Source organism: Nonomuraea sp. NPDC003707 (assembly GCF_053587055.1).
On sequence record NZ_JBSFNK010000004.1, the window covers coordinates 585,438 to 599,847 of the forward strand.

Annotated in this window: 15 protein-coding genes; 8 read left to right on the forward strand and 7 right to left on the reverse strand. The window is 71.6% G+C overall.

Features of this window, described 5'->3' with window-relative positions:
- Positions 1-75 precede the first annotated feature (75 nt).
- On the reverse strand, positions 76-1,212 hold the full coding sequence (locus ACWDRB_RS13550; RefSeq protein WP_449893587.1) for an Mrp/NBP35 family ATP-binding protein: 1,137 nt from the start codon (positions 1,210-1,212) through the stop codon (positions 76-78).
- A 160-nt stretch (positions 1,213-1,372) separates the two neighbouring features.
- On the opposite strand from ACWDRB_RS13550, the gene ACWDRB_RS13555 reads away from it, so the two are divergent.
- On the forward strand, positions 1,373-1,834 hold the full coding sequence (locus ACWDRB_RS13555) for a MarR family winged helix-turn-helix transcriptional regulator (RefSeq protein WP_449893589.1): 462 nt from the start codon (positions 1,373-1,375) through the stop codon (positions 1,832-1,834).
- On the opposite strand, the gene ACWDRB_RS13560 is transcribed toward ACWDRB_RS13555, so the two are convergent.
- Together ACWDRB_RS13560 and ACWDRB_RS13565 are read right to left on the reverse strand one after the other, a co-directional pair.
- Positions 1,818-2,285: a DUF1003 domain-containing protein gene (locus ACWDRB_RS13560; protein WP_355197177.1), complete on the reverse strand. Its 468-nt coding sequence runs from the start codon at positions 2,283-2,285 to the stop codon at positions 1,818-1,820. The genes ACWDRB_RS13555 and ACWDRB_RS13560 overlap by 17 nt on opposite strands.
- Positions 2,266-3,486 carry a magnesium transporter MgtE N-terminal domain-containing protein gene (locus ACWDRB_RS13565; protein WP_355197175.1) on the reverse strand — a complete coding sequence of 407 codons (1,221 nt, stop codon included), beginning with the start codon at positions 3,484-3,486 and terminating at the stop codon, positions 2,266-2,268. Before ACWDRB_RS13565 ends, ACWDRB_RS13560 begins: the two co-directional genes overlap by 20 nt.
- 96 nt (positions 3,487-3,582) lie before the next feature.
- Between ACWDRB_RS13565 and ACWDRB_RS13570 the strand changes: the two genes are divergently transcribed.
- On the forward strand, positions 3,583-4,536 hold the full coding sequence (locus tag ACWDRB_RS13570; protein WP_449893592.1) for an EamA family transporter: 954 nt from the start codon (positions 3,583-3,585) through the stop codon (positions 4,534-4,536).
- Between the two features lie 30 nt (positions 4,537-4,566).
- Here ACWDRB_RS13570 and ACWDRB_RS13575 read toward each other — a convergent pair whose 3' ends face one another.
- Positions 4,567-4,938: a hypothetical protein gene (locus tag ACWDRB_RS13575; RefSeq protein ID WP_449893594.1), complete on the reverse strand. Its 372-nt coding sequence runs from the start codon at positions 4,936-4,938 to the stop codon at positions 4,567-4,569.
- A gap of 128 nt (positions 4,939-5,066) precedes the next feature.
- Between ACWDRB_RS13575 and ACWDRB_RS13580 the strand changes: the two genes are divergently transcribed.
- Complete coding sequence (locus ACWDRB_RS13580; protein WP_449893596.1) at positions 5,067-5,999, forward strand: HpcH/HpaI aldolase/citrate lyase family protein; 933 nt, start codon at positions 5,067-5,069, stop codon at positions 5,997-5,999.
- Here ACWDRB_RS13580 and ACWDRB_RS13585 read toward each other — a convergent pair.
- Together ACWDRB_RS13585 and ACWDRB_RS13590 are read right to left on the reverse strand one after the other, a co-directional pair.
- Positions 5,989-6,531 carry a DUF6529 family protein gene (locus tag ACWDRB_RS13585; protein WP_350725471.1) on the reverse strand — a complete coding sequence of 181 codons (543 nt, stop codon included), beginning with the start codon at positions 6,529-6,531 and terminating at the stop codon, positions 5,989-5,991. The two genes, ACWDRB_RS13580 and ACWDRB_RS13585, sit on opposite strands and share 11 nt — an antisense overlap.
- Complete coding sequence (locus ACWDRB_RS13590; protein ID WP_397373183.1) at positions 6,528-7,241, reverse strand: hypothetical protein; 714 nt, start codon at positions 7,239-7,241, stop codon at positions 6,528-6,530. The genes ACWDRB_RS13585 and ACWDRB_RS13590 overlap by 4 nt, the downstream gene beginning before the upstream one ends.
- 100 nt (positions 7,242-7,341) lie before the next feature.
- Here ACWDRB_RS13590 and ACWDRB_RS13595 point away from each other — a divergent pair, with 100 nt between their 5' ends.
- Together ACWDRB_RS13595 and ACWDRB_RS13600 are read left to right on the forward strand one after the other, a co-directional pair.
- Positions 7,342-8,325: a CPBP family intramembrane glutamic endopeptidase gene (locus ACWDRB_RS13595; RefSeq protein WP_449893599.1), complete on the forward strand. Its 984-nt coding sequence runs from the start codon at positions 7,342-7,344 to the stop codon at positions 8,323-8,325.
- A 304-nt stretch (positions 8,326-8,629) separates the two neighbouring features.
- On the forward strand, positions 8,630-11,398 hold the full coding sequence (locus ACWDRB_RS13600) for a hypothetical protein (protein WP_449893601.1): 2,769 nt from the start codon (positions 8,630-8,632) through the stop codon (positions 11,396-11,398).
- Positions 11,399-11,456: 58 nt separating this feature from the next.
- Here the strand turns inward: ACWDRB_RS13600 and ACWDRB_RS13605 are convergent, their stop codons facing one another.
- Positions 11,457-11,852 carry an NUDIX hydrolase gene (locus ACWDRB_RS13605; protein ID WP_355197165.1) on the reverse strand — a complete coding sequence of 132 codons (396 nt, stop codon included), beginning with the start codon at positions 11,850-11,852 and terminating at the stop codon, positions 11,457-11,459.
- A gap of 74 nt (positions 11,853-11,926) precedes the next feature.
- On the opposite strand from ACWDRB_RS13605, the gene ACWDRB_RS13610 reads away from it, so the two are divergent.
- From ACWDRB_RS13610 to ACWDRB_RS13620, 3 genes are all read left to right on the forward strand, one after another.
- Positions 11,927-12,553: a DUF6758 family protein gene (locus ACWDRB_RS13610; RefSeq protein ID WP_449893604.1), complete on the forward strand. Its 627-nt coding sequence runs from the start codon at positions 11,927-11,929 to the stop codon at positions 12,551-12,553.
- Between the two features lie 57 nt (positions 12,554-12,610).
- On the forward strand, positions 12,611-13,321 hold the full coding sequence (locus tag ACWDRB_RS13615; protein WP_355197161.1) for an MBL fold metallo-hydrolase: 711 nt from the start codon (positions 12,611-12,613) through the stop codon (positions 13,319-13,321).
- 151 nt (positions 13,322-13,472) lie between these two features.
- Positions 13,473-14,399 carry a RecB family exonuclease gene (locus tag ACWDRB_RS13620; protein WP_364241977.1) on the forward strand — a complete coding sequence of 309 codons (927 nt, stop codon included), beginning with the start codon at positions 13,473-13,475 and terminating at the stop codon, positions 14,397-14,399.
- The last annotated feature ends 11 nt before the right edge of the window (positions 14,400-14,410 follow it).

Below are 14,410 nucleotides of genomic sequence, written 5' to 3' on the forward strand. Positions count from 1 at the left end.
AGGATCCGAAGGACGGGCGCTGAAAACGGCGCCCGCCCAGAGGACGGGCGCCGGAAATCAGGCAAGCGCCGAAAATCAGCGGTTCGGGGAGAGGCCGAGTTGGAGGCCCTTGAGGCTGGTGGAGCGCTTGCTGAGGGTGGAGGCGATATTGCGGAGTTCGGCCGCCGCCGGTGCGTCGGGCTCCGTCAGGACCAGCGGCTTGCCCTCGTCGCCGCCCTCGCGGAGCCGGAGGTCGATCGGGACCTGGCCCAGGAGCGGGACGCGGGCGCCCAGCGTGCGGGTGAGCGCGTCGGCGACCGTCTGGCCGCCGCCCTCCCCGAACACGGCGATGCGCTCGTCACAGTGGGGGCACGGCAGCCAGGCCATGTTCTCGATGACGCCGGCGATCTGCTGGTGCGTCTGCGCGGCGATCGACCCCGCCCGCTCGGCCACCTCCGCGGCGGCCATCTGCGGCGTCGTCACGACCAGGATCTCCGCCGTCGGCAGCCGCTGCGCCACCGAGATCGCGATGTCGCCCGTGCCCGGGGGCAGGTCGAGGAGGAGGACATCGAGGTCGCCCCAGTAGACGTCGGCCAGGAACTGGTGGAGCGCCCGGTCGAGCATCGGCCCGCGCCAGACCACCGGCGTGTTGCCCTCCGGCTTGAACATCCCGACCGAGATGACCTTGATGTCGTGGGCCACCGGCGGCATGATCATGTCTTCGACCTTGGTGGGCCGCTCGGCGGCACCCAGCATGCGCGGGATGCTGTGGCCGTAGATGTCGGCGTCGACGATGCCGACCTTCATGCCGCTGGAGGCCATCGCGGCGGCCAGGTTGACCGTCACGGACGACTTGCCGACCCCGCCCTTGCCGCTGGCCACCGCGAACACGCGGGTCAGCGAGCCCGGCTGGTTGAACGGGATCTCCTTCTCCGGCCCCCGGTCGCCCCGCAGCTTGGTCTGCAGCCGCTTGCGCTGCTCGGTGCTCATGACATCAAGCTCGATCTGGACGCCCGCCACGCCGTCGAGCTCGGCGACGGCGTTGGTGACGTCGCGGCGGATGGTGTCCTTCAGCGGACAGCCCGCCACGGTGAGGAAGATGCCCACGCGCACCACGCCGTCGGGAGCGATATCGATGCTCTTGACCATGTCGAGGTCCGTGATCGGGCGACGGATCTCGGGGTCGATGACGTTGGCGAGAGCCGCCGTCACCTGTTCCTGGGTAGGTGCCATCGAAGTCTCGGCACGAGGGAGTGCCGTCCCTCCTTTGTCGGTATATGTGTGACAGGCGCAGGACGCCAGTGAGGATGCCCCTCCATGGTATAAACCGGCGGCCTCACTGAGTTAATCCGTGCTGTTAGATGTCTGTGCAACAACGTCCTAAGGTTACTCCGTGACTCTTCTGCGCGACGAGCGCCTGACCGCCGAGGAGCTGGCGGTCTGGCGGATGATGCAGCGCGCCCAGGTGCGCATCACCCGGCATCTGGAGGCGGAGCTGCTCGTCGCCCACGACCTGCCGCTGGCCTCGTACGAGGTGCTCGTGCAACTGGCCGAGGCGCCGGAGCGGCGGCTGCGCATGAACGATCTCGCGGGCCGTGTCCTGCTCTCCCGCAGCGGCCTGACCAGGCTCATCGACCGGCTGCAGCGGGACGGGCTGGTGTCGCGGGAGGCCTGCGCGAATGACGCCCGCGGGCTGTTCGCCGTGCTGACGGACGCCGGCGCGGAGCGGCTGGCCGAGGCCACCCCGACCTACCTGCGCGGCGTCCGGACCCAGTTCCTCGACCTGCTGGGCGCGGAGGAGATCACCCGCGTCCGGGCGATGGTCGCCAAGCTGGACCTCAGCGACTCTCCTTGAGCTCCTCGGCGAGGCGTCCGAGTTCGGCGCGCAGGTAGTCGCGCGTGGCCAGCTCGTTCAGCGCCAGGCGCAGCCCCGCGATCTCGCGGGTCAGATACTCGATCTCGGCCTGGTTGCGGTCGGCGGTCTCGCGGTCCTGCTCGTACTGGATGCGGTCCCGGTCGCCCTGGCGGTTCTGGGCCAGCAGGATCAGCGGCGCGGCGTAGCTGGCCTGCAACGACAGCATCAGCGTCAGGAAGATGAACGGATACGGGTCGAACTTGAGGTTCGGCGGCGTGAACGCGTTCCAGATGACCCAGATCGCGACGACCACGGTCATGTAGACGATGAAGCGCGCGGTGCCGAGGAAGCGGGCGATCTGCTCCGACAGGCGGCCGAACGCCTCCGGGTCGTAGTGCGGCCGCAGCGAGCGGCGCAGGGCCCGGGGCTCGTCAAGCCGTTCGGTCGTCATGATCGTCGGTCCCCTCACGCCAGTCCTCGGGCAGGATGTGGTCGAGCACGTCGTCCACCGTCACCGCGCCGACGAGCCGGCCCAGCTCGTCCACGACCGGGGCGGCGACGAGGTTGTAGTTGGCCAGGTAGCGGGTGACCGCGCGCAGCGTGAAGTCCGGCCTGATCGGGTCGATCGACGGGTCGATCACGCCGCCGAGCAGCGTCGACGGCGGCTCGCGCAGCAGCCGCTGGAAGTGCGAGACACCCAGGTACGTGCCCGTCGGCGTCTCGGTGGGCGGCCGGGCCACGTAGACCTGCGCCGCCACGGCGGGCGTCAGGTCCTGCTGCCTGATGTGGGCCAGCGCCTCGGCCACCGTGGCGGTGGGGGGCAGGATGACCGGTTCGCTGGTCATCACGCCGCCCGCGCTGGTCTCAGGGTAGGTCAGCAGGCGCCGCACGGGGGCGGCCTCCCCGGGCTCCATCAGGGCCAGCAGCTTGGCCGCCTGGTCCTCCGGGAGGTCGTGCAGCAGGTCGGCCGCGTCGTCGGGGCCCATCTCCTCCAGCACGTCGGCCGCCCGCTCGGGCTCCAGCGTGCCGAGGATGGAGATCTGGTCGTCGGGCGGAAGCTCTTCGAGCACGTCGGCGAGCCGCACGTCGTTCAGGGCTCGGGCGATCTCGATGCGCCGCTTGCTCGGCAGCTCGTGCAGCGCGCTGGCCATGTCGGCGGCCCGCAGCGACTCGAACGCGGAGATCAGCCCGGCCGCCCCCTGGTCCTTCTGCAGCCTGTCGAACCCGGAGACCTCCTCCCACTCGACGATCCGCGGGTCGCGCCGCCTGCCTTTGTAGAGGGCCACCTGGGTGATCTCCCAGTGGGACGGCTTGATCTCCTCCATGGCCACGTCGTAGACGGTCATGGGCTCGCCCTCGTGTGTGACGCCCAGGTCCAGCATCTCGCCGATCACCAGCGTCTCGGTGGCGCGCTGCTCGAACCTGCGCATGTTGAGCCGCCCGGTGAAGACCACGGCCCCCGTCTCGATGCGGCGTACCCGGGTGATGGGCAGGAACACCCTGCGGCGCGGCTGCACCTCCACCACCAGGCCGTGCACGTTGGGCCGGAGGCCGATGCGCAGGCCGACCACCACGTCCCTGACCCGGCCGATCTGGTCGCCCGCGGGGTCGAAGACCGGGGTGCCCGGCAGCCGGGCCACGAAGATCTTCACGTGGCCAGGCTAACAGTGCTGCCCCATTGCGCCCCGGACGCCTCTCATGTCAGTATCAAACGTGCTTAACGGTGATTACTGCCCAGGTAGTGGGCGATGAGGTACGCGGGGCTCGGGCTCGCCTTCGTGTCCTCCTGGTGTTTCGCGTTCTCCGGGCCGATGGCCAAGTACCTGATCACCGCTGGGCTGGCGCCGATCGAGGCCGTCTGGACGCGGATGGCGGGCGCGGGGCTGCTGCTGCTGGCCGTGCTGGCCGTGGTGAAGCCCAAGGCGCTGCGGATCCCCAGGTCCAGGCTGCCGTTCTTCGGGCTGTACGCGGTGATGGCGGTGGCCGGGGTGCAGTCGCTGTATTTCGTGGCGATCACGCGGCTGCCGGTGGGGATCGCGCTGCTGCTGGAGTTCATGGCGCCGGTGATGGTGGTGGCCTGGGTGCGGTTCGTACGGAAAGTACGGCTCGCGCGGGCGGCCTACATCGGGGCGGTCGTCGCGGTCCTGGGCCTCGGGATCGTGGTCGAGGCGTGGCAGGGGATGCGGCTGGACGCGCTGGGCCTGGTGCTCGGCCTGCTGGCTGGGGCGTGCTGCGCCGGATATTTCCTGATGAACGATAGCTTCGGCGACGACGTTGACCCGCTCGGCCTCATCGCCTGGGGGATGGCGGGGGCGGCCGTGGTGCTGATCCCGTTCGCCCGGCCGTGGGACATCCCGTGGGCGGCCTTCACGGCCACCGTCGCGCCGGAGGGCGGCCGGACGCTGCCGGTGCTGGGCGCGTACCTGTGGATGGTGCTGGTCGCGACCGTGATCGCGTACATCCTGGGTGTGAACGCCGTGCGGCGGCTGTCGGCCGCGGTGGGGGCCACGGTCGCCTCGCTCGAGGTCATCGGCGGCGCGGTGGTGGCCTGGGCCCTGGTCGGCGAGACGCTGGGCGTCTTCCAGATCGTGGGCGGCCTGCTCGTGCTGTCCGGCGCGCTGCTCGCCCAGACCGCCACGGCGAGCCCCTCGCCGTCACCGGCGGCGGAGGTCGAGGCGGAGCCCGTCGCCGTCAGAAGCTGACCCTCAAGGCGCGGCCAGGAGCCGGCCTCGTCAGGGGCGGTCGGGGGTGAGGCGCAGGACCGTGGAGTCGCGGGCCCAGCGCTCGGTGAGGTGCTCGCTGTCGAGGGCGTTGAGCCGCTCCTTGGCCAGCGCGGCCACGGCGTCGGCCGCCGTGGCCTGGTCGACGACCGCGACCGCGGCCTCGAACTCCACCAGCCTGGCGCCGTTGTCCTTGCTGCGCAGCGTGACGTGGACCCGGTCGAGCGCGTCGATGCCGGGCAGCGCCTGCTCCTCGCCGCCCGTCACCAGGTAGATCGCGCCGTCGTGCCAGGTGTGCCAGGCCAGGCGGGGGCGGTCGAGGGTGAGCCAGAGGATGCCGGACTTCTTGGCGCCCTCCTCGATGGCCGCGGTGTCGTCGCTCACAGCTTCGACTGTAGTCCGTTCAGCGCGAGGACCCGAGCCGCTCCGAGTCGAACGAGCCGATCTCCCAGGTTTCCCGCGAGATCGAGGCCCGCATGGGAGCGACCTGGCCGGGCCAGTAGCGTGTGCGCATGCGCTCACGCCGTTCCGTGCTCGCCGTGCCAGGCAGCAACCCCAGGTTCCTGGAGAAGGCCCAGACCCTGCCCGTCGACGAGGTCTTCCTCGACCTCGAGGACGCGGTCGCGCCGCTCGCCAAGGAGGAGGCGCGCAAGAACATCGTGACCGCGCTCCGCGAGGGCGACTGGTCCGGCAAGACGCGCGTGGTCAGGGTCAACGACCTCACGACGCACTGGACGTACCGGGACGTGATCGAGGTCGTCGAGGGGGCGGGGGAGTTCCTCGACTGCCTGATCCTGCCCAAGGTGCAGGACCCGACCGAGGTCGTCTGGCTCGACACGCTGCTCACCCAGATCGAGAAGACCATGGGGTACGAGGTGGGCCGCATCGGCATCGAGGCGCAGATCGAGAACGCCCGCGGCCTGGTGAACGCCGACGCCATCGCCGGCTCGTCCAAGCGCCTGGAGGCGCTCGTCTTCGGGCCGGCGGACTTCATGGCGTCGATCAACATGCGGACGCTCGTCGTCGGCGAGCAGCCGCCCGGCTACGTCGAGGGCGACGCCTACCACTACATCCTCATGCGGCTGCTCATGGCGGCCAGGATGCACGACCTGCAGGTCATCGACGGGCCCTACCTGCAGATCAAGGACGTCGAGGGCTTCAAACGGGCCGCCAGGAGGTCGGCGGCGCTCGGGTTCGACGGGAAGTGGGTGCTGCATCCCGCCCAGGTGGACGCGGCCAACGAGGTCTTCTCGCCGTCGCAGGACGACTATGACCACGCCGAGCTCATCGTGGAGGCGTACGAGTACTACACCTCGGTCGAGAAGCGCGGCGCGGCCATGCTGGGCGACGAGATGATCGACGAGGCCTCGCGCAAGATGGCGCTCGTCGTGGCGGCCAAGGGGCGGGCCGCCGGGCTGCGGCGTACGAAGAGCTTCACACCTTGATGCCGATGGCGGTGAAGAACCAGAACGACGACGTCAGCCAGAGCCCGATCAGCGCGGTGAACGCCAGCCCGCCGAGCACCGGCAGCGTCCAGCCGGGCGCGTCGTGCTTGGGCAGGGCCAGCATCTTCGCCGTGAACACGCCGTAGAAGAAGCAGCCGAGCAGCGAGTGCGCGAGCACCCGCGGCACGTCGTACTGCAGGCCCAGGGCGTAGAGGCAGTGGAAGGCGACGGGGATCGTGAGCAGGAACGCGATCCGCCCCGACCAGCGGTGCACGCCGGGCGGGATCGTGACCCCGAGCCTGCCCCACATCGACAGGGCCGAGACGACCTGCACGATCGCGAGCACGAACGCCCCCGTCGTCAGCCACGCCTTCATCGGCAGCGCGCCGGAGAACCCGGCCACGCCCACGGCGAACCCGGTGGGCGTGTGCACGCGCCCGTAGACGCCGAGCGCGAGCGCCGCCAGGCCGCCGGCCAGCAGCGGAACGAGGAGCGGGGTCAGGCCGCGGGACTGCTGGGGTACGGCGGTCATTGCATCTCCTCGATGAAGCCGTCCACGTCCTCAGGCTGGATCGTGGTGTCGCCGACGGTCACGGGCGCTGTGGGCTGGTCGTCCCGCAGCTGGGGGATCGGCACCTGCGTGTCGCCCTCGAACGCGGCGCCGACCTGGGTGTAGCCGCCTCCCGGGTTCTTCAGCACGATCCAGCCGGCCCGGAGCTTGGCGCCCCTGACGAGCGCGGTGGCGCGGTAGAGGCCCGACGGCTTGACCACCGTGGGCGCGACGAAGGTCCACTTCTTGCCGCCGAACGCGACCGAGCCCCTGGCCCGGCCGCCGCCCAGCTCGGCGGTGACCTTGGCGCTGCCGAGGCCGGTCAGTTGCAGCTCGCCGTCGGACTCGCTGCCCTTGAACCAGGCCTCGGCCTTGCCGTCGCAGAAGTAGGCGACGGCCTTGCCGTCTCTGATCGAGATCGCGATGAGGCCGCCGTTGCCCTTGACGTAGCCTCCGTAGTCCGCCTTCGCGATCTTCTTCGGTTCTGTTCGCTGAGGCGAGGGCGTGGCGTCCGCCTCGGCCTCCGATGAGCGTGACGGGGCCGCGGTGGTCTCGCCCGCCGACGGTGCCTCCGCGGCCGTGTTGGCGGCTTCGTCGTTGGCCGCCGGTGTCGCGGTGACGCTGGCGACACCCAGCCCCACAGCGAGCACTGCTCCCGCCGCGAGGGTGATGACAGGTCCCAGCCTTGACATGGACTGCTCCCAGGGTCGAAATGCCGTACGTCTCCGAGCATCCGCCTAAATCGGTGGGCCGTCTGTGAACTATTGCGCATCGCGCGGACAGAATGGATAGATGCAGGAGAATCCAGCGCACCAGCCGCCCGTCTACGGCATGCAGCCGCCGGTCCACCCGTATCAGCCGCCGCCCTGGTTCCTGCCGACGCCCATCGGTGCGAGTTACGACCACCTGGCGCGGAATGCCGCGACCCGGCCGTGGCGGGCGATCGTGGGCACGCTGGTCGTCGCCACCGGGTTCGTCGTGATCGGCGCGGTGGTGGTGTGGGCCGGCGTGGTGATGTCGCTGCTCCTTGGGATCCCCGCGCCGCTGGAGGCCGAGGGGCAGTTGTTCGGCGATCCGGTGTTCTCGCTGGTCGTGGTGTTGCTGTCGCTCGCGCCCGTGCTGCCCCTCGTGTACGGCACCGCGGCGCTCGTCCAGCGCAGGCGCCCCGGCACGCTCTCGTCCGTGGCCGGGCGGCTGCGCTGGCGCTGGCTGCTGACCTGCGCGGGCCTGGCGGTGCTGGCCCTGCTGCTGGGGCAGGGCGCGCAGGCGCTCGCGCTGACGGCGGCCGGCGAGGACGCCGACCTGTTCGGCTGGGGCGGATGGTCGGGGTTCCTGCCCGCGCTCGTCGTGATCGTGCTGCTGGTGCCGTTCCAGGCGGCCGCCGAGGAGTACGTCTTCCGCGGCTGGTTCGTGCAGGCCGTCGGGGCGCACATACGGAATCCGGCCTGGTCCATCGTGCTCGGTTCCGCGCTGTTCATGTCGCTGCACGGCTATTCGTGGGCGGGGCTCGTGGACGTGTTCGGGTTCGGGGTCGTGATGGGCTTTCTCACGGTGCGCACCGGGGGGCTGGAGTCGGCGATCTCCCTGCACGTGCTGAACAACCTGCTGGCCTTCGGGCAGGCCGCCGCGGCCGGGCATCTGGCCGACGCGCTGGACCAGGGGAAAGTGCCGGTGCCCTGGCAGGCGTTGTCCGGAACGGTGGTGCAGCTCGGGGTGTATGCGTTTGGTGTGTTGTATCTAGCCAAAAAACAGTCAATTAAGACTATCTCGGAATAAATCGGTCCTGGGGTGCCGGGAATCTCGCTAGAGAGGTCTCGCTATTCCGGCTGAGTCATGCTGGTCTGGTCCTGTGGAACGGACCAGCGTCCTGGTTCCACCCGTACGACGTTCGACCCCATAGGAGGTACGGCGCGTGGCCTCCGGCCCCAGCGAACCGCCACGGCGACCGCCGGAAGACGACGAACCTCGTCCCGAGGGCGCCTCTGAACCGCATTCCTCCGCAGAACCGAGGATCAGCCATTCGCCGCCGGGTCCCACCGACGATCGGGCCAGGGGTTTACCGCTGAGCTCGCCCTGGGGCATGCCGCCGTTCGCCGCCCCCATCCCGGACGAGGAGCCGCAGGAGCCGCCCAAGGGGCGCCGGCCGTACAGCTCGCCGACGGCCGAGCCCGAGGTCGAGCCGCGCCGCCGCCCCCGCCGCGTCGTCAACCGCCCGGACAAGCTCGTCGCGGGCACCCCGCTCCATCCGCCGCGGGAGGCGCCCGAACGGGCCGAGCCGGACGCGGAGCCCGCCCCCGAGCGGTCGTCCCGGCCCGCGCCGCCGTACCGGCTGGTGTATCCCGTCCCCGAGCCCGCCGAGGCCGCCGCGCCCGCGGAGGAGCCGACGGAGTACGACGAGACCCCAGAGGTCCCAGAGGTCCCCGAGGCCCCGGAGCAGGACGGCGAGCCCGAGGTGCGGCGCGTCGGGCGCCCGCCGGCGGGCCGCCCCACGAGGCCGGACCTCCTCGTCGCCACCGACGGGGCGCGCCAGGGGTCGAGCGGCCGGCACCACAGAGGCCCGGCACCCTCCGCCGTGCGCAGGTCCAGTCCCGTACGCCGCCGAAACAGGTCCACCCCCGTCGCCCTGACCCTGGCCGTGGCGATCCTGGTGGCCGCCGGCGTGCTCGTGTGGCAGTGGACCTCGGACGAGGCCCCGGGGCTGCGGCTGGAGGCGGGCACGGGGCGCTCGGGGGACGAGCTGTTCACCGTGCCGGCCGCGGGCGAGGGCGCCAACCAGAAGCTCAACGACATGACGTCCGTGGGCCGCGCGGTCGTGGCGGTCGGCAGCGACACGACGAGCCCGACCCCGCGCCCGCTCTTCCTGTTCTCGCCGGACGGCGGCAAGACCTGGCAGCTCGGCCAGGTGAACGGCGCCTCCACCCCCACGGTCCAGCGGGTCGTCGGAGGGGGCGGGCGCTGGCTGGCCAGCGGCGGCGACGGCGTGTCCGGCGAACGCGGCCTGTGGACCAGCACCGACGGGTTCAGCTGGACGGCCGTGGAGGCGGCGGGCCTGGCCGCGTTCAGGGCCGGTGACCAGATCAACGACATCGCCAGGACCGCCTCCGGTTTCGTGGCCGTGGGACGCACGACGGGAGACGACGGCGGTTCGGGCCCCGCGGCCTGGCGCTCCGCCGACGGCCGGACCTGGGAGCGGGTGGAGACCCGGGAGCTGGAGGTACGCGAGATCAAGGCGGTGGTCGCCAAGGGCGACACGGTCGTCGCCATCGGAGACCCCGCGGTCGGCGAGGGATCGCGGGTGCTCCGATCGGCGGACGGCGGGCGGGACTGGCAGGTGACCGCGTTCCAGCTGCCCGAGGTCGCGCCGCACACCGGGATGGTGGCCGTGTCGCCCAAGAGGTTCGTGCTGGTGCCGACGCGCTTTCCCACGTTCACCGGTGACCTGCGCGTCTACTGCTCGCCGACCGGGGCGCAGTGGTCGCAGTGCGGCTCCATCGGCGGCCTGAGCGGCGAGAGCACGGGCGTGGAGACGTTGATCTCCTACCCGTCGGGCATCGCGGCGATCACGCAGGCCGGCCTGGGCCGCTACTCGGTGCTGACCAGCGCCGACGGGCGCTCGTGGAGCAAGCGGACCGACCTCGGCAACCTGCCGGGCGCGACGCTGCGCGGGTTCACGATCGCCGACGGCGGCACCCTGTTCGCCGGCGGCGACCAGGCGGTGTCCGACGTCGACAACCAGCTCGTGCTCATGGCCGCGCCCCCGCGTGACGGCGCCTCACGCGTCCAGCTCGGCCAGGTCGAGGGCCTGACCAGGATCGCCCGCGAGACCAACGCGCTGGCCGGCTTCGCCGGCCGGTACGTCGCCGTCGGCTCGGCCTCCGGCGACGCGGGCCTGTGGACGATCAGGGACTGGGTGAGCTGGAAGTCCATGAGCCTCGGCGGCCCGGGCAAGCAGACGCTGGAGGACGTGGCGCACGGCAGCCGCGGCTGGCTGGCCGTCGGCTCGACCGAGACGAACGTGGCCCTCACCGACCCGCTCCTCGTCACCTCCGCCGACGGGGAGAGCTGGAAGAAGGTGAACGTCACCGGCGACCTGGCCCGCGACCCGAACGCCCCCTCCCTGGAGACCCACGTCGTGACGGCCGGCAAGGAGGGCTACGTGCTGGCCGGCGAGGCCAAGGACCAGATGGGCACCGCGAGCGCCGCCATGTGGTTCACCCCCGATCTGCGCAAGTTCACCAGGTCGAAGAAGCTGCCGCAGGGCGGCTCCGGGGTGCGGATCTACGACGCCGTCGCCACCGGGGACGGCGGCTACGTGGCCGTGGGCGGCTCGGGCGGGGCCGACCAGGAGAGCAGCGTGGTCTGGCACTCCTCGGACGGCGTGAACTGGAGCGCGCGCAAGCGCGTGGTCCCGCCGGACGCCACGTCGGCCGGGCTACGACGGGTCACGACTTATCAGGACAAGCTGGTGGCCGTAGGCACGGCCGTGTCGGGAGGTTCGCGGCGTGCCTTCGCGGCGGTCTCGGACGACGACGGCTCGACCTGGCAGACGGCCTGGCTGCCCGCGGACCAGGCGGCGGCGGTGTACGACCTGGCCGCGGCGGACGAGGGGCTGGTGGCCGTGGGCTGGCACGGCGTGCCGGGAGAGGGCGACAGCGCGGCCTGGACCTCGCAGGACGGCCTGACGTGGAACCGCATGGCGCTGACCAAGGACCGGCTGGCCGGGCAGGGGGCGCAGTGGCTGACGGCGGTGGCAGTGTCGGGGTCGGAGGTCGTGGCGCTCGGGCGGTCCACCACGTACAACGCCGACCACCTGATCCTCTGGACCTCCAGCCTCACCTCGAACCGGTAGGACCGAGCGGCGCCACTTGGGGCGCCGCTCCAGCCGGGGCCGGGCGGATGGGGCCGTGTCAGCGGGGCAGCACGCCCCAGTCGGTCAGCGACTCCAGGAGGCCGGCGGTGAGCGGCAGCCGCGCCAGCTCGTCCGTGCCGCACCAGCGCACGTCGTCGGCGTCGTCCCCGGCCACGGGCACGCCTCCCGTCACGGTGGCGAGGTAGTCGCGGATCACGTACGTGGCCCCGCCCAGGCCGGGGCGGTCCACCGTGCCCGCCAGGCGGCCCACCTCCACGCGCAGCCCGGTCTCCTCCAGCACCTCGCGCCGCACGCCGTCGGCGTCCGTCTCCCCGGCCTCCAGGCGGCCACCGGGGATGGACCACAGCCCCTTGCCCGGCGGACGTCCCCGCTTGATAAGGAGCAACCGGTCAGAGGAGTCGAAAATAATCGCGCCGACACAATTTACGCGCACATGACCAAGATTACGACGGGACAACGGGAAGCGGCCTTGACGGGCCGGTGCCGGAGAAAGCACCGTGGGTAGTTGTGAGAGCGGCTCCAACCTGTCCACGGTGCTTTGGCCCGCTTCACGGGCCGAGTGCGTGGTCGAGCGCCTACCGATGCGACGCGCACGGTGATGTCCTGCCCTACCAGCCTCCGTTGCCGCCGACCGGTACGGCGCTGGAGGCCATCCGCAAGAGCGCCGTGGTGCCCGTGTGGCTGCCGTGGCCGTTGCCCGCCGGCTGGCTGGTGACCGGCTTCGGGGAGGTCGGTGACGAGCGCACCGGCGCCCGGGCCAGCGTGGTCGCGCTGACGGGGCCGTCGCTGACGGAAGGCCCCGCCGACCTGCTCGTCATCGCGGAGGAGCCGGGCATCGGGCTCGGCGCGGCGTTCGCCGGGCTGGACGGCCCCGACCCGGGCGAGGGGTTCGACTCGGGGCCGCCGAACGCCAAGATCGGCGTGCTCGGGCATCCCACCGCGCTGTGGTGCGTGGACGGCGCCGACGACCGGGCCGTCTACGCGGGCGAGGCGCTCGGCAACTGGCTGTGGGCCATCGCGTGGCCGGCCGACGCCGGCTGCATGATCGCGCTCGCCGAGCTGTCGTTGCTCGACGTCCGCGATCACGAGCTGGACGTGCCGTTCGGTGCGTTCTCGCCCCGGCTCGAGGATTAGGCCCGCTTTCACGCTCCTGATTCGCGCTCTGATGCAGACGGGCTAGAGTTCGGAGGCGTGACAGCGCGTATCGAGCGAGTGGTGACCGAGGGCGTCGTCGACATCGACGGCACCGAGCACAAGGTCGAGAACAACACCTGGATCATCGGTGACGACGACGAAGTCATCGTCATCGACCCGGCGCGTGACGCCGAGAAGATCCTTGAGCAGGTGGGCGAGCGGGAAGTGCTGGCCGTCATCTGCACGGCGGGCCTGCCCGACCACGTCTCCGCGGCCATCGAGGTGGCCAGCCGGGACGAGGCCGTGGTCGCCCTGCACCCCAAGGACAAGCCGCTGTGGCGGGAGACCTGGCGGGAGACGTGGCCCGACATCGACATGGAGGACGACGGCATCTTCGGTGTGGCCGACGTCCAGCTCGACGTCATGGAGACGCCCGGCATCTCACCCGGCGGAGTGTCGCTCTACTGCGAGGGGCTCGGGGCCGTCTTCACCGGCAAGGCCCTGCAGGCCGACGGGCCCGGCAAGCTGGGCGGCGAATACCCCGCCCTGCCCGACCAGCTGACCTCGATCGGCGGGCGGCTGTTCACGCTGCCGGCCGACACGCGGGTGCTGGCCGCCCACGGCGACGAGGTCACGATCGGCGACCTCGAGCCGCACTTCGACGACTGGGTGTCGGGCTCGCTGACCCGTACGGAAAGCGCCGACGACGGCCCCCTGACCGACGGGACCAAGCTCTCCGGGATCAAGCTCGACCCCGACGACGAGTGAGGCGAGGGAGCGCCGCCGCCTGGACTGAGGAGCGGAGGGAGCGCAGCGACTGGAGCGACGAGGGAAGGCGGCGGCTCCGGAGCGACCGAGCCCGCCTCCACGGAGTGGAGGCCATGAACACGCGCGGGAGAGCCTTCACGAGGTGGAGGCCATGAGCGCGGCTCAGGGGCAGCTTCCGCTGGACGGGATGCCGCGGCGGCTCTACTCGTGCACGCCGTCGCGGTTGAACGCGTGGCTCGACTGCCGCCGCCGCTACCGGTTCAGCTACCTGGACCGGCCGCAGCCGTCCAAGGGCCCCGCGTGGGCGCACAACAGCGTCGGGGCGAGCGTGCACAACGCGCTGGCGGGGTGGTGGCGGGAGCCGTACGACCGCAGGACCCCGCTGACCGCCGCCATCCTGGTCACGAACGGGTGGATCGCCGAGGGGTTCAGGGACGTCGAGCAGTCGGCCCACTGGCTGGGCCGGGCCCGCGACCTCGTCTCCGGATACGTCGCGACCTTAGATCCCGGTGACGATCCGGTGGGCGTCGAGCGCACGGTCGCGACCCGTACCAAGGTCATGGCCCTCTCCGGCCGCATCGACCGGCTCGACCGGCGGGGTGACGAGCTGGTCGTGGTCGACTACAAGACCGGCCGCCGGCCGCTCACCGAGGACGACGCCCGCTCGTCCCTCGCCCTGGCCGTGTACGCGGTCGCGGCCTCCACGATGATGCGCACGCCCTGCCGTACGGTCGAGCTCCACCACCTGCCGACCGGCGAGATCCTGGAGTGGCGGCACACCGAGGAGTCGCTGGCCCGCCACATCGGGCGCGCCGAGGACGTCGCCACGGAGGCGTCGGCGGCCGACGAGCGCTACCGCGCGCTCGTGCCCGCGCCCGCCAAAAAGGGTTCCGCCGCCTCGCGCACCGCTTCGGGAGAGCGGCCGTCCGTCGGGCCGGCGGCGGTGCCGGACGAGATCGACGAGCTGTTCGCGCCGAGCCCCGGCCCGATCTGCTCCTGGTGCGACTTCCGCCGCCACTGCCCGGAGGGCCGGTCGGCGGCCCCCGACCGCAACGCGTGGGACGGCCTCGCCGAGTGACCCGCCTGCCG